The 22,247-nt window shown below is 64.8% G+C and carries 16 protein-coding genes; 8 read left to right on the forward strand and 8 right to left on the reverse strand.

Annotated features, from left to right (window positions below; translation table 11 throughout):
* Positions 1-32 precede the first annotated feature (32 nt).
* Positions 33-782, forward strand: a complete 750-nt coding sequence (locus BGO64_RS11895) for an enoyl-CoA hydratase-related protein (protein WP_286700720.1) — start codon at positions 33-35, stop codon at positions 780-782.
* A gap of 2 nt (positions 783-784) precedes the next feature.
* Here the strand turns inward: BGO64_RS11895 and BGO64_RS11900 are convergent, their stop codons facing one another.
* Positions 785-1,213, reverse strand: coding sequence for a DUF2753 family protein (locus BGO64_RS11900; protein WP_010672859.1), 429 nt, complete (start codon positions 1,211-1,213; stop codon positions 785-787).
* 285 nt (positions 1,214-1,498) lie between these two features.
* On the opposite strand from BGO64_RS11900, the gene BGO64_RS11905 reads away from it, so the two are divergent.
* The gene (locus BGO64_RS11905; protein WP_043155848.1) at positions 1,499-2,173 is read left to right on the forward strand and encodes a CatB-related O-acetyltransferase; all 675 of its coding nucleotides are present in this window, start codon (positions 1,499-1,501) and stop codon (positions 2,171-2,173) included.
* A gap of 49 nt (positions 2,174-2,222) precedes the next feature.
* Here the strand turns inward: BGO64_RS11905 and BGO64_RS11910 are convergent, their stop codons facing one another.
* On the reverse strand, positions 2,223-2,930 hold the full coding sequence (locus BGO64_RS11910; RefSeq protein ID WP_286700721.1) for a ParB-like protein: 708 nt from the start codon (positions 2,928-2,930) through the stop codon (positions 2,223-2,225).
* A gap of 173 nt (positions 2,931-3,103) precedes the next feature.
* On the opposite strand from BGO64_RS11910, the gene BGO64_RS11915 reads away from it, so the two are divergent.
* From BGO64_RS11915 to BGO64_RS11925, 3 genes are all read left to right on the forward strand, one after another.
* Entirely contained in the window at positions 3,104-4,708 is a 1,605-nt protein-coding gene (locus BGO64_RS11915) for a peptide ABC transporter substrate-binding protein (protein ID WP_128296424.1), read from the forward strand.
* A 110-nt stretch (positions 4,709-4,818) separates the two neighbouring features.
* Positions 4,819-5,118 (forward strand): hypothetical protein, encoded by a 300-nt coding sequence (locus BGO64_RS11920; protein ID WP_010672856.1) that lies wholly within the window; start codon positions 4,819-4,821, stop codon positions 5,116-5,118.
* A gap of 151 nt (positions 5,119-5,269) precedes the next feature.
* The gene (locus BGO64_RS11925) at positions 5,270-6,829 is read left to right on the forward strand and encodes a methyl-accepting chemotaxis protein (protein WP_210600064.1); all 1,560 of its coding nucleotides are present in this window, start codon (positions 5,270-5,272) and stop codon (positions 6,827-6,829) included.
* 96 nt (positions 6,830-6,925) lie between these two features.
* Here BGO64_RS11925 and BGO64_RS11930 read toward each other — a convergent pair whose 3' ends face one another.
* Complete coding sequence (locus BGO64_RS11930; RefSeq protein ID WP_139736411.1) at positions 6,926-8,146, reverse strand: DEAD/DEAH box helicase; 1,221 nt, start codon at positions 8,144-8,146, stop codon at positions 6,926-6,928.
* Positions 8,147-8,292: 146 nt separating this feature from the next.
* On the reverse strand, positions 8,293-8,793 hold the full coding sequence (gene tpx / locus BGO64_RS11935; protein WP_010672853.1) for a thiol peroxidase: 501 nt from the start codon (positions 8,791-8,793) through the stop codon (positions 8,293-8,295).
* Positions 8,794-9,047: 254 nt separating this feature from the next.
* Here tpx and BGO64_RS11940 point away from each other — a divergent pair, with 254 nt between their 5' ends.
* Positions 9,048-11,471 (forward strand): zinc/cadmium/mercury/lead-transporting ATPase, encoded by a 2,424-nt coding sequence (locus BGO64_RS11940; RefSeq protein ID WP_286700722.1) that lies wholly within the window; start codon positions 9,048-9,050, stop codon positions 11,469-11,471.
* 193 nt (positions 11,472-11,664) lie between these two features.
* Here the strand turns inward: BGO64_RS11940 and pulA are convergent, their stop codons facing one another.
* On the reverse strand, positions 11,665-15,717 hold the full coding sequence (pulA, locus tag BGO64_RS11945) for a pullulanase-type alpha-1,6-glucosidase (RefSeq protein WP_286700723.1): 4,053 nt from the start codon (positions 15,715-15,717) through the stop codon (positions 11,665-11,667).
* A 261-nt stretch (positions 15,718-15,978) separates the two neighbouring features.
* On the opposite strand from pulA, the gene BGO64_RS11950 reads away from it, so the two are divergent.
* A complete protein-coding gene (locus BGO64_RS11950) occupies positions 15,979-16,380 on the forward strand; it encodes a hypothetical protein (RefSeq protein WP_041211001.1) in 402 nt (133 codons plus the stop codon).
* Positions 16,381-16,395: 15 nt separating this feature from the next.
* On the opposite strand, the gene dmeF is transcribed toward BGO64_RS11950, so the two are convergent.
* The gene (dmeF, locus tag BGO64_RS11955) at positions 16,396-17,337 is read right to left on the reverse strand and encodes a CDF family Co(II)/Ni(II) efflux transporter DmeF (protein ID WP_103260817.1); all 942 of its coding nucleotides are present in this window, start codon (positions 17,335-17,337) and stop codon (positions 16,396-16,398) included.
* A gap of 71 nt (positions 17,338-17,408) precedes the next feature.
* Between dmeF and BGO64_RS11960 the strand changes: the two genes are divergently transcribed.
* Complete coding sequence (locus BGO64_RS11960) at positions 17,409-17,684, forward strand: metal/formaldehyde-sensitive transcriptional repressor (RefSeq protein WP_041210999.1); 276 nt, start codon at positions 17,409-17,411, stop codon at positions 17,682-17,684.
* Positions 17,685-17,712: 28 nt separating this feature from the next.
* On the opposite strand, the gene bcsC is transcribed toward BGO64_RS11960, so the two are convergent.
* Positions 17,713-21,153 carry a cellulose synthase complex outer membrane protein BcsC gene (gene bcsC, locus BGO64_RS11965; RefSeq protein WP_286700724.1) on the reverse strand — a complete coding sequence of 1,147 codons (3,441 nt, stop codon included), beginning with the start codon at positions 21,151-21,153 and terminating at the stop codon, positions 17,713-17,715.
* Positions 21,138-22,247: a cellulose synthase complex periplasmic endoglucanase BcsZ gene (gene bcsZ, locus BGO64_RS11970; RefSeq protein WP_286700725.1), complete on the reverse strand. Its 1,110-nt coding sequence runs from the start codon at positions 22,245-22,247 to the stop codon at positions 21,138-21,140. The genes bcsC and bcsZ overlap by 16 nt, the downstream gene beginning before the upstream one ends.

Below are 22,247 nucleotides of genomic sequence, written 5' to 3' on the forward strand. Positions count from 1 at the left end.
TTTTGACAGCCCCCGACAACAAGGATTCAGACATGGCCCTCACAATTCTGGCCGAACAGCAGGACGGCTTGCTCACCCTGACCTTCAATCGACCGGAAAAGCGCAATGCCCTCAACACGCAGACGTATCTGGCGCTGACCGACGCACTGCGCCAGGCCGCCCGGGACGAAGAGGTCCATGTGCTGCTGTTGCAGGGCCAGGCGGAGTGCTTCACCGCCGGCAACGATCTGGCCGACTTTGTTGGCAAGCACGCCCTTGAGCCGGACGATCCCATCCTGCAATTTCTGCACACCCTGGCCGACTTCCCCAAACCGGTGATCGCCGCCGTGGGCGGCCCGGCAGTCGGCATAGGCACTACCCTGCTGCTGCACTGCGACCTGGTCTATCTGGCTGACAACGCCCGGCTGCAGCTGCCTTTCGTCGAGCTGGGACTGGTGCCGGAGTTTGCCGCCAGCCTGCTGCTGCCACGCGCCGTCGGTCACCTCAAGGCGGCGGAACTGTTGCTGCTGGCAGAGGCCATCGATGGAGAAGAGGCGCTGCGTCTCGGGCTCGCCAACCGGGTGCTGGCCCCGGCGGACCTGCTCCCCTTCGCTCGGGAGCAGGGACTGAAACTGGCGGCCAAGCCGCCGATGGCGCTCCAGAAGAGCAAGGCGCTGCTCAAGCAGGAGCTCAAACAGGCGGTGCATTTCGTCATCGACCTGGAAGCGCGCGCCTTCGCCCAGGCCCTGCAAGGGGAAGAGGCGCAAAGCCGCATCGCCAGCAAGCTGCAAAAACGGCGCTGAACTCAGTTGAGACGGAACCGGCCTATCAGCTCGCAGCCCTGCACCCTGTCCTGCACCTGGATAAGCCGGGCAATCTCCGGATTGGGGTGGCGCTTCAAGAAGGAGAGCAGGGCAGCGCGACAGCAGCCCAGCTCGCTGATGAGGGATTCGCACTCCCGGTTGGGGCACTGGGGCACCAGGGCGGTGACCAGCTCGGAGGCGAGCTTGAGGTAGCGCAGTTCATAGGCGGGCTCTTCCATGGCACGCCAGAAGTCGGCCATGCGGTGACAGGTGGCGACCCGCATGCTGGCCAGTTCGTCCAGATCCCCGGAGGCCAGCTCATAGACTTCCCCCAGGGCCTGCTGATAGAGGCAGATCGCCGTGCCCAGAGCCCCCATGCCAAGGGCATTCTCCGCCTCCAGCATGTAACGTTGCCAGTTCTGATGTTCCATGTTCCTCTCCTTTGCCGACACGAGTGGAGTCTGTATCATGGCCAATCGAGAACAAATATCAACCAGACCCTTTGTGCTGGTTTTTATAGCACTTGGCTACCTGGGGGCGTCTCGATTACGATCCTCACCCTCGATATTCAACTGCATGCATCACTCATGACGCCTCGTCTCCCTCAAATGCTGGGCTGCTCCCTGCTCTGCATCCCCCGCATGCTGGTCTGGATCTATTAGCTGCGCTCAATCGAACGCCACTAACCAGATCCATCAACAAGAGGGAATACCAAGATGAAACCCTGCAAGCACTGGTCTCAGGTCGAATATCTGCACCTGACTGTGACCAATCCCAACATCTGTCTCAAAGGGAAGCACAGCTACTACTCCGGCGCCTGGGACGGTCCGTTCGAAGACGCCGCCGTACGCTATCTACATGGCGACAGCTTTAGCCGCCATCCCGACACTGGCTGGGAACCGCTATGGCATATCGACAGACTTCACATCGGCGACTACGTGCAGATCGCCGCAGGTGTGAAGATCCTGATGGGGGGCAACCATACCCACAATACCGACTTCATCAGTACTTATCCGTTTCTGGAGATGGAGGCACTCAAGCGCAGTTATCGACCGGCTGGCGATACCCGCATAGGCAATGATGTCTGGATCGGCATGGACACGATGATTATGCCCGGAGTCAGTATTGGTGATGGTGCCATCATTGCAGCGCGCTCGCTGGTCAATCAGGATGTCCCCCCCTACGCCATGGTCGCAGGGACGCCCGCCAAAGTCCTGCGAATGCGTTTCGGCGATGACGACATCGTGCGACTGCAGGCGCTGGCCTGGTGGGACTGGCCCGATGAAAAGGTACAGGCGCTGCTCCCCTGGATCCAGCAAGGGGAAGTGTCCCTGCTAGAGCAAGCGGCCAAGCAGTGGCAAGAGCATTCGAGCCCACTCACTGGGCGCTGAATACAAAAAAGGGCGACCCGGTGTCGCCCTCTCTTGTGAATATATTTGCTCATTTCGCAATTTGTGACGGATTGACGCGACACTGCTTGCCGGGGTAACCAGGCAGATCCGCCGCCTTGCTGCTGCACGCCAGCCGTTTGGCTTCGGCGAGGCGATCCGCGAGGTTGACCTCATCGATCGGCTGCCAGGCCATCTGCTGGCCGAGCCAGCTGGCCCAGGCAAACTCGACGAAGTAGACCTGATCCTTCTTGCTGAAGTAGCCCGCATCCTGCAACAGCCCCGCCAGGGTGCGGTAGGGATAATCCGGCAACTCACCGATATGGCCGGGCAACTGCTCGGGAGTCAGGGGTTGACCCCGTTCATCCTTGAGCCAGGCCCAGTGGTTGTTCTGCATCTGGCTACAGAAATTGGCCCTGTCCTGCAACCGTGCAATCACCTTGACCCTGACCTGCTTCACCCCCTGCTGCCACAGCGCCTTGGTCAGGTGGTGCCTGTCCACCAGCCAGTAACCCCCATCCGGCGCGATGACGATAGGGATCTCTTTCTTTTTCATCAGCTTGTCGAGCTGCTTCTCGCTCTTGTCCGCCAGCTCCCGGGCTGTGGTATCCACCTGCAACTGCCCCACGCCGCCCTGGGTGGGGTGCAGCGCCTCTATGTTCACTTCGCACCAGCTTCCCACCGGGCTGCTCTTCTCGCACGGGGACAACGCCCAGGCGCCCTGGCTCAGCACGCAGGCCAACAAGATCCATGCTCTCATCACTCTCTCCTTTTCCTGGCGCTCACGGCGCCCCCTCGTTGACAGCCGCATCGGATATCATGGGACTCATGCTGGCGGTCTGACCAGCAAAGGGGATATCATGATTTCCCATCTGCCGGCGATGCATTCTCGCCGAGTTTTCTCCCCGCTTCACACATTTTGAAGGATTCACCATGAAAGGATGGAGCCCCCTGCTGGCCCTGCTGGGCTGTGCCTGCGTCCAGGCCGCCGATGTGCCGCCCGGTACCCCACTCGCCGCTGAACAGGCCGTCGTCCGTCATCTCAAGGATGAACCGGCGAGCCTGAGCCCCCTCAAGCTGGTGGGACTGCCGGAGCTGCAGGTCCTCAGGGACCTTTACGAGGGGCTGCTGACCCAGGGACCGGACGGCAAGGTGCTGCCCGGGGTGGCCGCGAGCTGGGAGAACAAGGACAACCGGCAGTTCACATTCCATCTGAGGCAGGATGCCCGCTGGTCCAACGGCGACCCCGTGCGCGCCGCCGACTTCGTCTATGGCTGGCGCAAGCTGGTTGACCCCAGGGAAGCCGCCACTTTCGCCTGGTTCGCCCAGCTCGCCCGCTTCGACAAGGTGGACGACATAGTGGCAGGCAAGCTGGCCCCCGATGCGCTCGGGGTGGAGGCCGTCGATGACCATACCCTGAAGGTGACCCTCTCCCAGCCGGTGCCCTATTTCCTGAGCCTGCTGACCCATCCCAGCCTGTCGCCCCTGCACCGGGCCAGCATGGAACAATATGGCAACCAGTGGACCCAGCCCGGCAAGCTGGTGGGCAACGGCGCCTTCGTGCTGAGTCACCGGGTGGTGAACGAGAAACTGGAGCTGACGCCCAATCCCTACTACTGGGATCGCGCTCACACGGTGCTGACCCGCGTCACCTTCGTGCCCATCAACCAGGAGAGCGCGGCCACCCACCGCTATCTGGCCGGGGATCTGCACATCACCGAATCCTTCCCCAAGGAGCAGTACCAGAGCCTGATGGCCCAGATCCCGGGGGAGGTCTATACCCCGGAACAGCTCGGCACCTACTACTACGCCTTCAACACCCAGCGCCCGCCCCTCAATGATGTGCGGGTGCGCCAGGCGCTCTCCTACACCATCGACAGGGGCCTGATTGCCGACAAGGTGCTGGGCACCGGGGAGAAACCGGCCTACCACTTCACCCCGGACGTGACCGCCGACTTCGACCCCAAGCCCAATCTGCTCTCCACCAGCAGTCAGCAGGCGCTGGACGAGCGTGCCAGAGCCCTGCTGAAAGAAGCGGGCTACGGCCCAAGTAATCCCCTCAAGCTGACCCTGCTCTACAACACGGCGGAAATTCACAAGAAGATGGCGCTGGCCATCGCCAACCTGTGGAAACAGAAGCTGGGGGCCCGGGTCGAGCTCACCAACCAGGAGTGGAAGACCTATCTCGACAGCCGTCAAAGCGGCCAGTTCGAGGTGATCCGCTCCTCCTGGGTCGCCGATTACAACGACCCCTCCGCCTTCCTCGGGCTCTGGGGATCGGGCCACAGCGGCAACATGGCCCGGTTCGCCAACCCGGCTTACGACAAGCTGCTGGCGCAGGCGGCCAACAGTCAGGATCCCGCAGAACGGGCCCGCCTGTTCGATGAGGCCGAGGCCATCTTGCAGAAGGAGGCCCCCATCGCCCCCATCTACCAGTACACCAATGCCCGGCTCATCAAGCCCTGGCTCAAGGGGTATCCCATCAACAACCCGGAAGACGTGGCCTACAGCCGTCAGCTCTACCTCGTCAAACACTGAGTCCGGGGAGGGGTCGGGACATCTGACCCCTCCTGGCACTGTTCCTGTTCAAGTTCCCGGCATAAAATGCCGCCTCTTTTCATTCATCAACCCCGTGATCCGATCCTGCCATGCGTGCTCTGCTCCTGATTGCCCTGTTTGTTGCCCTTCCCGCCAAGGCCGCCGATGAAACCGAATGCCGCCAGGCCTTCCTCGAATGGATGTTGAGCCAGCAGAAGCAGTTCAGCGACCGCAAGGCCAGCAAGATGGAGCGGCGCAATGCCGAACGAGCCATCGATCAGGCCCGGGATGCCTTCGCCAAGCAGGAGAGTTTCTGCCAGGCCATGGCCTGGGTCGCCAGCGCAGAAGACAATGACCCCCGCTTCAAGCCGAGGACGGGGGAGATCCACGACTTCACTCCCCGCGGCTGAGCCGCCATCTACGACTTTTTTCAGCCTTTCCCGTGTTGATTTATTGACCCAAGCCAAGGTGGTGTAACAGTCCGCATCTACAATGACGCCGTAACAATCACAAAAATAAAAAATAACTTTATCAGTTACTTGGCTCATTCAGGATGCGCACATGACCACAACCCGGCACGAAGGGGAGATCCGTTTCCCCGATCACATATCACTGATCTCGACCACGGATCCCGCCAGTCACATCACTTATGCCAACCAGCACTTTTGCGATGTGGCGGGCTACAGCGCGACCGAAATGGAAGGGGAGCCCCACAATCTGGTCCGCCACCCCGACATGCCCAAGGCCGCGTTCGCCGACATGTGGCGCCGCCTGCAACAAGGCAAGAGCTGGATGGGGCTGGTAAAGAACCGCGCCAAGAGTGGTCAGTTCTACTGGGTCAACGCCTACGTCACGCCGATTCTCAACGATCAGCAGCAGATCATCGAATACCAGTCGGTCCGCACCCGTCCCCAGGATCACGACATCGCCTGGGCAGAGCAGCTCTATGCCCGGATCCGTGACGGCAAGGCACTGCCCTGGCTGACCCGGCTGACCCTGGAGCCGGGGCAGCTGTGTCTGCTGCTCTCTGGCACCGCCCTGCTCGGCATGGGGGCCAGTCTGGTCACCGGCCAGCCGGGGTGGGGAGTCATCACTCTGCTCTGCTTGCTGGCCCAGATGGGACATGGCTGGCATCTGCAACGGCGGCTGGCCAGGCTGCTGGCCACGGCGGGCGAGGAGCAGGGCAGCGCCCTTTGCCAGGTGCTCTATGCCAGGCGTCAGGACAGCCTGGCCGCCCTTGAACTGCTGCTGCGCATGAAGAAGGCGGAGCTGCGCGCCGTGGTAGGTCGCAGCGCGGACACCAACCAGCAGATCCTGCAGGCGGCGGAGGATGACAGGGGGCATATCCAGACCATAGACACTCACCTGCAACAGCAGCGGGCCCAGAGCGAGCAACTGGCGGCGGCCATCACCCAGATGAGCCAGTCCATCCGCGATGTGGCTGACAATGCCCACCAGGCCAATGCGCTGGTGGGCGAGGTCCAGCAGGTGTCCGCCAGTGGCCAGCAGGCGCTGGCCACCACCCGGGATTCGGTCGACAGGCTTCATCAGGAGCTGGACGCCAGCCAGGGCGTGCTGGCGCGCCTGACCCAGGACAGCCAGAAGATCAACGGCATTCTGGAGGTGATCGGGCAGATTGCGGATCAGACCAACCTGCTCTCCCTCAATGCGGCCATCGAGGCGGCACGGGCCGGTGAACAGGGGCGCGGCTTTGCGGTGGTGGCCGACGAGATACGGGCCCTGGCCCAGAAGACCCGCAGTTCCACCGGCGAGATAAGCGACATGATAGGGGCGCTGCAACAGAGCACCCGGCAACTGTCCGATGGCATGGAGCAGGGGGCCCAGACATCAGTGCTCTGCCAGCAGCACATGGGGGCCACCGCCGAGGTGCTCGACCAGATCAACCGGATGCTGGCCCGGGTGACCCACACCAGCGACGAGATAGCCCAGGCGGTGAGCCAGCAGGCGGATGTCACCAGCACCCTGGATCAGGGGATCCACCAGATCCACCAACTGGCGAGCCACACCGCGGACAACAGCCGTCAGGCCCTCGATGGCATCACCCTGCTGGTGGAGCGGCTGCAAAACCTCTCCCGCCTGATCAACCAGTTCCACGACTGACCCCCTTGCCGTGTAGTTTGGCGCGCCCCCGGGCGCGCTGCCGATCTCTCCTCTCCTTCACGACGACAGGCTCCCGCCGGGGGCAGGAAGTCCGTCTCAGGATTTGCCCTTGAACTGCTTGATGCTGCGCTTGCCCTGGGTGCGACGGTTCGCCTGCTTGTCTCTTGGCGCCCGTTTGCTCTCCCCGCTGGCGGGTTTGTCGGTCACCGGGAAACCTGCCAGCGCCGCCAGGGGCAGGGGCCGACCGGTCAGGGCCCGGATCCCCTCGAGCGCCTCCCCATCCCCGTGGCAGGTAAGGGAGATGGCCAGACCGCTCTGTCCGGCACGGGCGGTACGACCGATACGATGCACGTAGACGGGCGCATGCTCCGGCAGATCCAGATTGATCACCACGGGCAATGCCTCCACGTGGATGCCGCGCGCCATCAGGTCCGTGGCCACCAGCACCCGCACCCTGCCCTCCTTGAAATCCGCCAGCGCCTGCTCCCGCGTGGCCTGATCCTTGTTTCCGTGCAGGGCCGCCACCGTCATGCCAGCCCTGGCGAGTTTCTTGGCCACCCCGTCCGCGTCGTCCCTGGCACTGATGAAGACCAGCACCTGGGGCCACTCTCCGGCCTCCAGCAGGGCGATCAGCGCAGGCACCTTGCTGCTCCTGTTGACCAGATAGAGCCGCTCCTCGATGTCGTTCACCAGGCTGTTGAGCGGCTCGGCCTCGATGCGCACCGGATCCTGCAGCAGGCCCGAGGCCAGGCTCTCCAGCTCGACCGGCAAGGTGGCGGAGAAGAGCATCTGCTGCCGCGCCTCCGGCATTGCCTTCATCAGCCACTGGATATCGGGCCAGAACCCCATCTCCAGCAGGCGATCCGCTTCATCCAGCACCAGCATGCGCAGGGCACCCAGCCCCAGCGTCTGCTGGGCCAGCAAGTCCCGCAACCGTCCGGGGGTCGCCACCAGCAGTTGGGGGCCGAGAGCCAGTTCCCGCTCCTGCCACTCCTGGGCCACCCCGCCACACAGGGTCAGAAGGCGCACCCCCAACCCGTCGGCAATCTCCTGCAGGGCGGCGCTCACCTGGCTTGCCAGCTCCCGGGTGGGGACCAGTACCAATCCCTGTACCCGGTCGCTGGCTGCGTCCAGCCTCTGCAGCAGCGGAAGGCCGAATGCCAGGGTCTTGCCACTGCCGGTCCTGGCCAGGGCAAGCAGATCCCGTCCTGACAAGGCAGCAGGAATGGCTAGCTGCTGAATGGGGGTCGGTTTTTCCAGCGCGGCGGGCAGCAGGGGCAACAGGGCGGGGTCAAGGGCGAGTTCGTCAAACGTCATGGGGATCGCAGATACAGGCTGAACGAGGATGTGGAGGCGAAGTCTAGCCAGACCCACCCCATAAGTAAAAGGTTCGGGAGCGCAATAAAAACGGCCTGCCCCGTGTGAACGGGGCAGGCCGTCAGGCAATCAGCCTGTGGCGCGACTTACAGAACGGCCAGGGCGGCGGCGTAGTTCGGCTCGTCGGCGACTTCGGCCACCAGCTCGCTGTGCAGCACCTTGTCGTGCTCATCCAGTACCACGATGGCACGGGCAGCCAGACCCACCAGCGGGCCGGAGGAGAAGGCCACGCCGTAGTCCTGCAGGAAGGAGACGCCACGCAGGGTGGAGAGGTTCACCACCTTGTCCAGACCCTCGGCGCCGCAGAAACGGGCCTGGGCGAACGGCAGGTCGGCAGAGATGCACAGCACGACGGTGTTGTTCAGAGCGCTTGCCTGCTCGTTGAACTTGCGCACGGAAGTGGCGCAGGTCGGGGTGTCGACGCTCGGGAAGATGTTCAGGATCTTGCGCTTGCCGGCGAAGGTCGCCAGGGTCGCATCGGACAGATCGCCAGCAACCAGGGAGAAGGGCTTGGCCTGCTCACCGGCAACGGGGAAGTGGCCGGAGACGGAGACGGGGTTGCCTTGCAGGGTGACGGTATTGCTCATGTTAGGTCCTTGATGATTGATGTGGGATCCAGGGTCCCCAGTATAGGCCCGCCACGGGATGACAAACACCCGCTAATGAAAGGGATTTGGCATCCCTTTGCATCCCCCCTGCTCCAGAGGCAGCTCAGCGGCCACTGACATGGCCCCGGACAAAGAGGAGAAGAGGGCTTGACCTTGGACTTTACACCAAGGTTTACACTCGGCTCAGTCATCCAGGATCCCGCAGGGGCGGGATCCCTCAAGAGGAACGCATCATGAGCAAATCCTGCTGCAGCCATCAACACGCCGCTGCCCCCATCAAGGCCGTCAGCAAGGCCGCCACCCCACAGGCCGGGCACAGCCACACCAGCCACTGCTGCGACAACGGGGCACAGGCCAGTGGTGTCGCCAACCCGACCCGCCACGATCATCAGGGGCAAAGTGGCGCAGACGGCCCGGGGGATGAAGAGCCCCCCAGAGGCACTTGCGCCACCGACACAGCCCACGAGCACGATCATCATGAGCAGGGGCACGAGCACGCCCACACGGCCGCCGCGACCGAGCCGCCGCTGGCTACCCCCGAGCAGAACAGCCGCCGCCATAGCTGGCAGGTGCTGGGCATGGATTGTCCCAGCTGTGCCCGCAAGATAGAGACCGCCGTCAGCCGGGTGGAGGGCGTACAGCAGGCTCGGGTGCTGTTTGCCACCGAGAAGCTGGTGGTGGATCTGGCCCCCGGCCTCTCCCCCGATCCCGTTACCGCCGCCGTGCTGGCCGCCGGCTTCCAGCTCAAAGGAGGCGTTCAGAACACGGCTCGCAGCGAACCGGGCCGCAGCCCGCAGATGCAGAGGGTCAGTAACCTGCTCGGCAAATACTGGCAGCCCCTGTCGCTCGCCGGATTGATGGGGATGGCGGCCCTGCTGCCGAACCAGCTCGGTCAGCCGCTCTTTACCCTGGCCACCCTCTGGGGGCTGTGGCCCATCTCCCGCAAGGCGTGGGCACTGACCAGAAGCGGCTCCCCCTTCGCCATCGAGACCCTGATGACGGTCGCCGCCGTGGGGGCCCTGTTCCTCGGCGAAACCGCCGAAGCGGCCATGGTGCTGCTGCTGTTCATGCTGGGGGAACATCTGGAAGCCTACGCCGCCGGCCGCGCCCGCGCCGGGGTCACCGCCCTGATGGCGCTGGTGCCCGACAAGGCGCTGCGCATCCGCACCACTGCCGAGGGCGAGGTGCGGGAAGAAGTCGCTGCCGACCAGCTGCGCCCCGGTGACATCATCGAAATCGCCCCGGGTGCCCGCCTGGCCGCCGATGCCCGCCTGCTCGACCCCCTCGGCGCCTTTGACGAGAGCGCCCTGACCGGCGAATCCATCCCGGTGGAGCGCCGCCGGGGTGACAAGGTCCCCGCCGGCAGTCTGGCGGCGGATCGGGTGCTGCGCCTCGAGGTGGTGTCCGAACCCGGCAACAACGCCATCGACCGCATCCTGCACCTCATCGAGGAAGCCGAGACCCAGCGCGCCCCCATCGAGCGCTTCATCGACCGCTTCAGTCGCTGGTACACCCCGGCCATGATGCTGGTCGCCCTGCTGGTAGTGCTGGTACCGCCGCTCGCCTTCGGCCAGGGCTGGGATGAGTGGGTCTATCGCGGGCTGGCGCTGCTGCTCATCGGTTGCCCCTGCGCCCTGGTCATCTCCACCCCGGCGGCGGTCACCTCGGCGCTGGCGGCAGCCACCCGGCAGGGGGCCCTCATCAAGGGGGGCGCCGCCCTGGAGCGCCTCGCCCACATCGATACCCTGGCCTTCGACAAGACCGGCACCCTGACCCTGGGCAAGCCGCAGCTGACCGAGCTGGTGAGCCTCAATGGCCAGCCTGAGGCCGACCTGCTGGCGCTGGCGGCCGCCATCGAGCAGGGCTCCCACCACCCGCTGGCCCGCGCCGTGGTGACGGCGGCCAGCGAACGGGGCCTCAGCCTCGCTGCCGCCCAGGAGCTGCGTGCCCTGCCCGGCATGGGGGTGGAAGGTCGCATCGACGGCTCCCTCTGGCAATTGCTGGCGCCGAGCCGGGTCGCCACCCTGGATGCCGCGATGCAGGCCCGGGTCGCCACCCTGGAGCAGCAAGGCAAGACAGTGGTGGTGCTCGGTCAGCCCGACGTCGCCCCGGCCGCCCTGCTGGCCCTGCGCGACCAGATCCGGCCGGAGGCGGCTGCGGCGCTGCAAGAGCTCAACCAGCTTGGCCTGCAGAGCATCATGCTGACCGGGGACAACCCCCGCGCCGCCGAGGCGATCGCCACCGAGCTCGGCATGGGCTGGCGCGCCGGCCTGCTGCCGGAAGGCAAGGTAGAGGAGATAAGCCAGCTCGCCAGCACCCGCAAGGTGGCCATGATCGGCGACGGCATCAACGACGCCCCGGCCATGAAGCGGGCCAGCATAGGCATCGCCATGGGAGGCGGTACCGACGTGGCGCTGGAGACCGCCGATGCGGCACTGACCCACAACCAGCTCGGCGGGGTCGCCGCCATGATCCGGCTCTCCCGCGCGGCGCTGGCCAACATCCACCAGAACATCGCGCTGGCGCTGGGGCTCAAGGCCATCTTCCTGGTCACCAGCCTGCTCGGCATCACCGGCCTGTGGATTGCGGTGCTGGCCGACACCGGCGCCACCGCCCTGGTCACCGCCAACGCCCTGCGCCTGCTGCGAAAACGCTAGTCCGGCCGTTAACGGTACAACCAACAGCCGCCCCAACGGGGCGGCTTTTTTATTGCCTCGCCCACAGCAAAGAAAAAGCGCGGCTGCCGGTCGGCAGTCGCGCTTTGCTTACTCTCTCGGTGTTATCCCGCCCTTGGCGAGGCGGAATTCAACCCGGGGCTGCCGAGCCAGCCCCGGGCTCGATGGGAAAGACTTACTTGGCGCTGCACTCCTGGATGATGACGCTGCCCACCTCGCCGGAAGTCTGGGTCGGGTCAACCTTCACCAGGAAGCTCCACAGACCCTGTTCCAGCGTGATGCTGTTGTTGCCCATGCCGCCGTCGCCGTGCTGGAGCGGGTAAACCTGCTCGGGCTCCAGTGCGATCAGGGTGCCACCGGCATCCTTCACGAAGAACTGCTTGCTCCAGTTGCCATCGTCGTTGGCAAACTTGAAGTCAAAGCTGCCCGCGTAGTTGAAGGCGGCCTGATAGATGGCGAGGTTGCCTTCCATCCCCTTGTAGCTCAGCTGGTAGGCCGGCTGGGCGTTCCAGTCGCTCAGACTGCCACGCACATAGAGCGGGAAGCCGAGCGGATTGCCCGCGACGGTATCCAGCACCTTGCAGCTCTGCGCCGGTTCGGTGTAGCTGATACTCAGGGTCGGCTTGTCCTTGTTCATGGCGGTAAAGACGAACTTGTAGGTGCCAGCCTTCTCCACGTTGAACGGCAGATCCCCGCCATTGGCACAGAGCGTATTGACCTGGCCGGTCGCAAGCTGGTCGGTATCGCTGCACTTGCCGTAATTGACGGGGCCGCTCCACTCGTTGCCAGCGATCTTCACCTGGGTCGACCCCAGCTGATCCGCCGTCACCTCGGTGGTGAACTCATAGGTGAAGTTGCCACTGAAGTTCATCTTGTTGACCGGATCCCACTGATTCAGGAAACCGCGCACGAACACCTCGGTGTCACCGAAGGGAGGCAAGGTGCTCAGATCCGTCTTCTTGCTCACCGGCAGCCCCGCGCCCTGGGCACCGCTCTGCGGCTTGACGAACACCGCCGCCGACCAGGCGCCAAGGGTCAGCTGACCGCTGTCATTGGCCGCACCGCTGGCGATGCTGTCGGAGTCACGGTGGGCACCGCTCAGGACCATGCCGGTCAGATCGATGGGCTGATCCTTGCCGTCACGGAAATCGCCGATGCTCTGGGGCTGATTGGTGGCGTTGATCATCACCACCAGGCCGTCGATGGCCGGATCCAGATCCGCACCGGCGCCCACCCCGTCATCCACGCTCATCACGATGAGACCCGGGATCTGCTCAGGGCCGGTGTTGCGGAAGTCGACCCGCTTGATCACCTCGGCGCCGCTGCCAAGACGCAGCAGACGAGAGGATTGACGCAGTTCGGAGAGCTCCTGGTAGAAGTTCACCATCTGATGCATCTCGGCCGAACCCGGCTTGGCGTGCTGGCCGAGCACCTGCTCGATCAGCTCGTAGTTGGCCTCGTCCTTGTCCTTGCGCGGCAGCCCTTTGTCAAAATTATTGTCACTTAAGCCGTAGTCGACCCGGTTGTACCAGTCACCGGAGTCGTAGCTGTCCCGCTCCATGGACTTGGAACGCAGCAGCTCGACACCCGCGTGGGTGAAGGGAATGCCCTGACCCAGCATGGCGGTCGCCAGAGAGACCCCCTGCATCCGCACCAGGTCGGCCCCGGCGGGTGCCTTGTACACCAGGTTGTCGAACAGAGTCTGGTTGTCGTGCTTGTCGACATAGTTCTGGATTTCGGTCGGATCCTGGGCATAGCCCGCCGGTTGACCGTTGTAGTCGATGTCGGAGCCTTTCTTCGGAATGCCGTCCTTGTCGGTCAGCACGAACTCCTTGAGGTTGCCCGCCATGCCGAGGCGCACCAGATCGGACTGATGCAGGGCGGTGGCGAGATCGACGCCGTCCAGCTCGTTGGCATCCACCAGGGCGCCGTTGCCAAAGCCCTGGGTCTTGCGAATGGCTTCGCCGCCGTCGAACGGGCTGCCGCCGCGCACCGCATCACGCAGCCGGTCGGAGAAGGAGCCGATGCCGGTACCGGCCAGGTGCTTCTGGGTCGCCTGTACGAAGCGCTTGTCATCCTGTACCTCACCGAAGTTCCACCCCTCACCGTAGAAGTACATGTCCGGATTGACCTTCTTCACCTCGGCCAGGGCCTGCACCATCTGATCTTTCGGGTGATGGCCCATGAGGTCGAAGCGGAAGGCATCGATCTTGTAGTCCCGCGCCCAGGTGACCAGGGAGTCATCCATCAGCTTGGCGAACATGGCGTGTTCCGGCGCCGTGTTGGAGCAGCAGGTGGAGTTTTCCACCGAACCGGTCTCCGGATTGAGGCGCTGGTAGTACCAGGGCACAATCTTGTCGAGCACGGATTTGGAACCGAGACCCGCTTCGTTGGTGTGGTTGTAGACCACGTCCATCACCACGTTCATGCCGATGTTCTGCTTGATGGCCTGCACCATCTCGCGGAACTCCTTGATCCGGGTCGTCCCCTCCGCATTGGTGGCGTAGGAGCCTTCCGGGGTGGTGTAGTGGTAGGGGTCATAGCCCCAGTTGAAGGAGTCCACCCCGCGCAGATAGCCGTACAGCTCCTGCACCACGGGGTTCTCCTTGCTGTCGCTGGCTTGCAGATCACCGAGCACGGCTTCGATGGTCTCGCCGCCACCACAGTGGCTGGCAAACCTGGAGTTCTTGACCTCGGGATTGACCTCGCACAGCTTGCTGAAGTCATCGCCGATGTTGGCCACCTTGGCCGGGTCCTCGTTGACGGTGGCGATGTCGAACACCGGCAGCAGGTGCAGGTGGCTGACGCCGCTCTTGGCCAGGGATTTCAGGTGGGTGACGGGCACGCTGTCGCTGTCGGTCAGCCCGAGGAACTTGCCGCGGTGCTCCACCGGCGTCGACTCGTCGTTGCCGGTCAGATCCCGGACGTGGGCCTCATAGATGGTGATGTCGGCGGGGTTCTTCTGGCTGTGGGGCGCCTTGAGGCTGTCCCAGCCTTCCGGCTTGAGGGCCGGATCGTCGAGATCCACCACCTGGCTGAACTCGGAGTTCATCGCCAGGCTCAAGGAGTAGGGGTCGGTCACCTGATAGGATTCCAGCTTGCGGCTGACCGGGTGATAGACCTGGATGTCGTAGCGGTAGTATTTGCCGACAAGATCGCTGCCCCCCTGCACGCTCCAGCTGCCGCTGGCCTCGTCCAGGGTCATGGCGCGCTCGCCAAGCGACTTGTGCTGCTCGTCGAACAGCGCCAGCTTGACCGACTTGGCGGTCGGTGCCCAGAGCCGGAAGGTGACATTGCCTCCCTCCACCACGGCGCCGTAGGCCAGCTTGGTGGCCGCTTCGCTGTAAAGGGCATCGAGGGCACCGGCACTCTGCACCAGGGTCGCCCCCTGCAGGATGCCGTCCGCATCGGTCCCGATGGCGACCAGCTCACCCTTGAGCAGGGGCTTGAGATCTTTCCCCGCAGGCAGGGCGAAGGCGGCGGCATCCTTGAGGTGCGGGTATTTGGCCTGCTGCTCTTCGGTCAGGCTGGTCGGAGTCAGCTTGAGGTAGGGGAAATCGAATACACCCTCGCTGTTTGCGGTGATGGTGCCTGACTCTGTGTAGTAGAGGCGCACATAGGGCTTGTCCTTGCCCCCTTGCCAAATCAGGGTGTTGTCGTCGATGAGGTGGGCACTGGCCCCCGCCACGCCGAAGGCGGCGGTGAAGGCTTCCGCCCGGCTGCCGAAGATCTCGTTCTTGCCGGCGACGATGGCCACGGTGCGATCCGGGTGGTCGTTGAAGACCACCTTCATGTCGCTGCCGGTCAGGTTCGCGAGATCGCCGTTGCGGGCGATGAAGTTGATGCAGCCTTCCATCTTGGAGAGCGGCACGACCCAGGCCGGACCAAAACTGTCCGCCGCGGACGGCGTCTTGCTCTTGTCATCCCAACCGGTGTTGAGGCCGCCCTCCGAGGTCGAGTTGCAGGCGTCGTTGTTCCACAGGTGCAGGCTGTGGCTGGCGAACGGGCCGGTGACACCGCGCGCCGCGCTGGTCTGGGTATCCACCAGGGCGATGACCGCTTCGTCGGGGCCGGCCGTCAGCAGTTCGGCCGGGGGCTGGACGTTGGGAAGACGAGCGACGGGCTCATCCTGAGGGGCAGGAGCAGAAGAACTGTTGTCGTTACAGCCTGACAAAAGCGCGAGCAGTGAGGCTGTTACCAGCGCCACTTTGGTCTTTTTCATATCCATTTTTTTATAATTCCCGCTGTAGTTAGTCTCGATATCCGAGTACCCGGTCATTGCCGAGCGGTGTCATATTAATCAGCGGGAATTGCCGTAAATGTGAGCGGATGGGCAAAAAAAACCAATCCGCATCAACAAGATAACGTTTTCATAACGAAAATTCGATCGCGCTCACAGACCTGGCACCGCTTTCGGCCCATACCAGCGAGAAGAGGGGAGCGAGTGACGAAATCAATGTCCAATCAAATGGATAGAGGGGGCTGGGTGATGAAACGGATTGAGGAGCAGGCCAGGCGGCTGGACCAGGAGTATCAGGGCATTGCCCAGTTGTTCGATCAGTTCTGCCAGCAGGCCGGCGTGCTCGCCGAACGCTATCACTTCTTCAACTGGCCGGATTATGAAGAGAGCCCGCCCCTCGCCCGCGCCTTCACCCTGCTGGGGGAACCACGGGAGCTGCGGCTGCGCTGTCAACCCGGCGAGGGGGGTTCCCTGAACGGCCTCCTCCAGGTGTGTGGCGAGGAAGGCAAGGTTCACGCCAGCCTGGGCTTTCATGCCGACGGCCACCTGCTGCTGGAGCCGGGCCGCCTGCTCGACGACCCGCCGGGACTGCTGCTGAGGCTGATGCTGGGCTCCCTCTGGCAGGATCAGGGGAGCGAGCCTCCCCGCTGACACCCGCCAGGGGTGTCAGTCGGCAGACACTTCGATGGTCAGGTGCACCAGCTCCTCGTGGATGGCGAGGCGCTCGCGGATCGCCTGTGCCGGGACCGGGGTCGCCATCTGCAACGACATCGCGGCGGCATACTGCATCTGCCCCACCCGCCAGACGTGCAGATCGCGGATCTCGGCGCCAGGCAGCTCGGCAATCACCTCGCGGATCTCGTCCACCAGGGGCGCATCCATCTCCGCATCCAGCAAGACGCGCCCGGTATCACGCAGCAACCCCCTGGCCCACACCGCCACCAGCACGGCCCCGGCGATGCCCATCAGGGGATCCAGCCAGTCCGCCCCCCACAACATGCCTCCCACCAGCGCCAGAATCGCCAGCACCGAGGTGGCCGCGTCCGCCAGCACGTGGAGGTAGGCGGCGCGCAGGTTGAGATCCTGATGGCCGTGGTGGTGATCGTGCGAGTGGTCGTGATGACCGTGATGGTGGTCGTGACCATGGTGATGGCCGTGATCGTCCCTGAGCAGCCAGGCACAGGCCAGATTCACCAGCAGGCCCAGCAGGGCAATGCCGATCGCCTGCTGATAATGGATGGGGCTGGGGTCCAGCAACCTGGCCACCGACTCGAACAGCATCAACCCCGCCACCCCCACCAGCAGCAGGGCGCTACTGAAGCCCCCCAGCACCTCTATCTTCCAGGTACCGAAGCTGAACCTGTGATCCCGCGCGAAGTGGCGGGCAGCGCGATAGGCCAGCACCGAGAGGCCGAGGGCCAGGGCATGGGAGCTCATGTGCCAACCGTCGGCCAGCAGCGCCATGGAGTTGTAGAACCAGCCGCCACCGATCTCCGCCACCATCATGACGACGGTGAGCAGCACGGCCCAGCGGGTCTTCTGTTCGGCCAGGGGATTCCCTTCGTGGACGACGGGGTGGTGGCAGTGGGATGAGGCGAGGGATGGCATGGATTTCTCCTGAAAACGAGGATGCTATATACTATACCCCAGTATAGTTTTATTGATCGAGAGGATCCTGCATGTCACACACGGTTCACGACAAGAAGAAGCTGCTGGCACGGGTCAGGCGCATCAAGGGGCAGACCGGTGCCCTGGAGATCGCCCTGGAACAGGAAACAGACTGCGCCGCCATCCTGCAGCAGATCGCCGCCATCCGCGGCGCCGTCAACGGCCTGATGCTGGAGGTGCTGGAGGGGCACATGCGCGAGCATCTTGGCGCCGAGGAGGCGACCCATGCCGAGCGGCTGGACGATCTGGATCAGGTGGTGAGGGTACTGCGTTCCTATCTGAAATAAGGGCGCCCGGTGATGACGGGCGCCCCTGTCAGTCGAAGTCCGCGTAGGGGGTGAGAGGCCTTGGCGGCATATCGAGATCCCCTTGCCAGGGCTTGAAGGTGTAGCGCAGGAACAGGGTGACATGGCTGGGGGCATAGTCATCCGCCTGCTGGATGTCCACCCGGCCACCGATGCGCCAGTGTTCCGTCAGCCTGTGTTCCACCACGCCATTCAGGGTGTAGCCGAATCCACTGCTGCTGCCCCCTTTCACAGGCGCATTTCTGTCTGGCAAACCGCTTGGCAACAGGCCTTCCAGCGGGTAGCGACGGCTGTCGTCGGTGCGGGCGTAGGACCAGGATCCCGATCCCCCCAGCTCCCATGACCAGTCCGGGGTACGCTGCCGGTAGCTGACCGGCACCGAGAGCGAGAAGTACCCCTGCGGGCTGTAATAACCCCCTTGTCCCAGGGTATAGCCCCCCAGATCCTGCTGGTAGTGCCACAGCATGGTGCTGAGCCCCACGCTGGCACGGCGATGGGTCTCGTTGACGAACTTGTAATAGCCCCCTCCCATGAGCCGGGTGCGCCAGTTGTCGGGCACGTTCTTGCCGGTCAGCAGGTGCTGCTGGGCGCTGCCCCAGAACCCGACGGCCCCTCCCAGATCCCGGCTGAGATCGAGGCGGACCCCGTTCGCCCGCACCCCGCCCCAGCTGATGCCCGTGCCCGGATCCACCGTTCCCCCATAGGAGAGCAGCGAGCTGCTGACGGGCCGACGCGAGAGGGTCATCCCCCACCCCAGCGTGTGCCAGTCACCGGTCAAGGTGGCGCCACCAACCCAGTCCACCACCTCGAAACCGAGGGGCGTGGTCCCCAGATCGAACGCCCAGGCCCCCCGCTGCCAGCCTGCAGCCAGGGTGGTCCCCCGGCTCTGCTGGTGCGCGTCCCCGCGGCAGTCCCTGGCCGCACAGGTACCGAACTGCGCCCGGTAAGGGGAGTCCGGCAGATCTCCGGTATCCATGTCGACCAGTTCAAGGCGGCCGAAGGCGGTACCACCGGCCAGCGACGTATCCAGCTGCGCCATCTGGGTCAGCGCCCGCAGATCCGAATAGCCCCCGGTACCGCTGGAGCCCCAATAATCGCTGTCGAGGGAGAAGGTGGTCTGGCTCTGCCGGTAATGCCTGTCGAGATCGCTGCGCAGGCCGGATGCCAGCCACCCCTCCCCATCCTGACTGCGGGCCAGCCGGGTCAGCGCCCCCCCCTCCAGATCCTCGCGGGGGGCCAGACCTGCGGCCACCAGCCCCTTGCGATCCCGCACCAGAGCCCCTTCCACATCATGCTCGGCAACGCGCTGGCGGGCGGCATCGCGCCAGAACAGCGCCGTCTGCTGGGAGGCCGGTTGCATCGCCACCAGGGGTTCGTAGTCGGTGAAGATGGCGCGGGCTGTCTCGCCCTCTCCCAGCGCCTGATAGAGATTGGCTACCCGGCGGTAGTAGTTGGCCCCCTCCGGGGGCAGCGGGCTGACCGGCCAGGCGGGCAGCCAGTGACGGGCCTTTGCCAGATCGCCCCTGGCCCTGGCCAGTTCGGCCATGCCGAGCCTGGCCTCGGGCTGTTGCGGCGTGCGGGCAAGCACCTCCTGATAGCGCTGCTCCGCCAGTGCATAGGCCCCCCGATCCGTGGCCCACTCCGCCAGCATCAGGCTCGCCTCTTCAGCCGGCTGCAACGGCTGAAGCAGGCGTTCGGCCCCCTCATCATCCCCGGCCTCGTGACTCGCCCTCGCCCTGGCGAGCACCTCGTCACGGGCGAGGCGCCGATCCAGCGCATCCATGTCCTGTGTCCAGCCGGACCTAGGGATGGCGGCCAGCACCCCTCTCGCCTCCACCGTCTTGTCCTGCCCCGAGAGATAGAGGGCGGTGGCGTAGCGCAGGGTGGCGTCCTGGGGCCGCGCCGCCAGCCGTTCCCGCAAGAGCCGCTCCCCGCTCCCGGCTTCCCCGAGACGGGCCCGGGTATCGGCCACTCGATAGGCCAGCCACACCTCTTCCGGGGTCAGCGCAAGTGCCTGCTCGCGAAGGCGCAGCGCCGCCGCCACCTTGCCGGCCCGATCGAGCTGATCGGCCTCCTCCTGCAACAGCCCGGCCTTGAGCCGCCGCCCTTCGGCCTGCATCCCGGGGGGGCCCTGCTGCTCCAGCAGGGCCAGAGCACGCGCCGGATCCTGCTCCTTGTAGAGATCGAACAGGCGGGCCAGTGCCCGCTCCCGCGCGCTCCCCATGGCGAGCGCCTTGCGGTAGGCGGACTCCGCGTCGGCATCGCGATGGCGGCCACGCTCGCTGTCTCCGAGCCCCAGCCAGGCTTCGGGCTCACGCCCATCCTGGGCGATGGCACGGCGATACAGGGTCGCCGCCTCATCCCACTGCTCCCGTTCCAGGGCGCTGCGCCCCTGGCTCACCAGCAGCCAGTAGCGGTTGGTGGCCAGCAGGCTGCGCCATTTGTCCTTGTCGGTCACCTCGGGGTGTGCCAGCACCCGTTCAAACTGGGCGATGGCCAGCGCTCGCTGATCGTTGCGGGAGTAGGCCTGCCCCAGGGCCCCCATGAGTTCGGGATCCCCCGGGTTGGCAGCCAGGGCACGCTGCAAGCGGGAGATGGAGGCACCACCTCCCGCCGTGCTTGCGAGCGCCGACTGGCGTGCGCGATAGGCAGGCGAGGCCCACTTCTCCTCCTGGGTAGCGAGCAGCTGTTCCGCCTTGGTGGTATCCCCCTCGCCAAAGAGCACCATGTACTCCTGCAAGGCAGCGATACTCCCGGGCCCGATGGGCAGGGATTCGATGTCCGCGAGCCAGATCTCGGCGGCCTCGTCCCGTTGATAGGGATCTCGCGCCATCTCGCGCAACAGGTTCTGCGCCCCCTGGCGCCGACCGTCCGCCAGATAGAGGCGAGCCAGCCCGCCCCGCACTCTGGGCTCACCCGGATATTGCCGGTTGAGTGCCTCCAGGGCTGCCAGCCCCTTCGCCTTCATGGCCGGGATCCGTGTCTGCAACAGGGCATAATCCACCGCCACGTCGAGATTGGGGGGCAAATCACCGGAGAACAGGGAGCGATAGAGACGCTCGGCCTCCTCCAGCCTGCCGGCGCTGGTCAGCAGCCTGGCTTGTTGCAGTTGCTGGCGCCTGGCCGGTTCGTTCAGGGCCAGGTTGGCCATGCCCTGACGATAGAGCGCAGAGTCGGGGTCTTGCTTGCCAAGGCGGGCAAGCAGTGCCCCGGCCTCCTTGACCTTGCCCTGGCGCAGGGCCTGACGGGCCTGGGCTGCCAGCAGCTCCGGATGATCGGGCTCCACCAGGGAGAGGGAATAGAGGCTGTTGCTGACGAGATCTTCCCGCCCACGAGCCTCGCCAATCCTGACCTGCTCCAGCAGCCAGGCCACCGACTGTACCGTCCCTTGCGCCAGGGCTCCGCTCATCAGGCAGGCGAGCAGGCACCCCAGGGTCACTCTGCCTGACATGACTCGCTCCAATCCGGCTGCAGGGTACCGTCGGCGGCAAAGCGATAACGCCCCTGATCCCAGCCTGCGCCGAACAGGGTCAGCACGCTGCCGTAGTAGGCATCCGCATCCAGCCCGTGATCGGAGACCTGCTTGCGCAAGGTGACCTGCGCCGGCAAGCCCCGTGACAGGGGCAGGAGGGCGGCGGCAAAGCCGCTCGGCCCCTTGCCCTGAACCTGGCCGCTCAGGCTGGAGACCCGCTCGGGAAGATGACCCGATTCGGTCAGCTGCGCCAGCATGGGGGCAAAATGGGCCACCAGGGAAGCCCTGGCGGGATCCTCCTCGCTCAGCATGCCGAGCCAGAGATAGACGCGGATGGCGTCATAGCCACCGGTGTCGCCCTTGTCCGCCGTCACCTGCCATCCCTTGTCGGCCTGCCAGTCCACCCAGTCCGGGGCAAAGCCACGGGGCGCACTCTCCTGCAACAGCTTGGGCAAGAGGGCCCGCATCTCGCCCCAGGGCCCCTGGAAGGAGGCGAATCTGGCCAGCAGTTGTGGAGGCAGATAGCTGGGATTGAGGGTCCAGCGTCCCTCCCCCTCATAGCCTTTCGCCCCGGGCTGCAACACGGGGCCGAGACCCGGCAGCGTGGCGACCTCTTCCCGGGCGATGCGGCGCAGCAACAGGGTGCCGAGGGCAGAGTAGCTGTGGTTGTCCCACAGGCGACCTGCCTCCAGCAGGCTGTAGGCTATCCAGAAATCCGAATCGGACGCGCTGTTCGCGTCCAGCACGCCCCAGTTGCCGTCCTGCTGCCTGCCCCAGAGCCAGGATGGCAGGAAGCCGGTCAGATCCCCTCGGGCGAGCTGCCGCTCCGTCCAGTCGAGCAGGCGGGCAAAGGTCTCCCTGTCATCGTTGACCAGGGCGAAGAAGAGGGCATAGCTCTGGCCTTCCGAGGTGGTGATGCGGCGCCCCTCGGCAGGGTCGATGACCCTGCCCTCTTCGCTGATGTAGTGCTGGCGAAAGTGATCCCACTCCGGCCAGTGGCAGACGGCCTGCGCCGGGAGGGAACAAAGGGCCCAGAGGAGCAGGGCACCACAGACATTTTTCATCTGAGTCAT

Origin of the sequence: Aeromonas sp. 62-46 (assembly GCF_001898585.1) — a bacterium.
GTDB lineage: Bacteria > Pseudomonadota > Gammaproteobacteria > Enterobacterales > Aeromonadaceae > Aeromonas > Aeromonas caviae.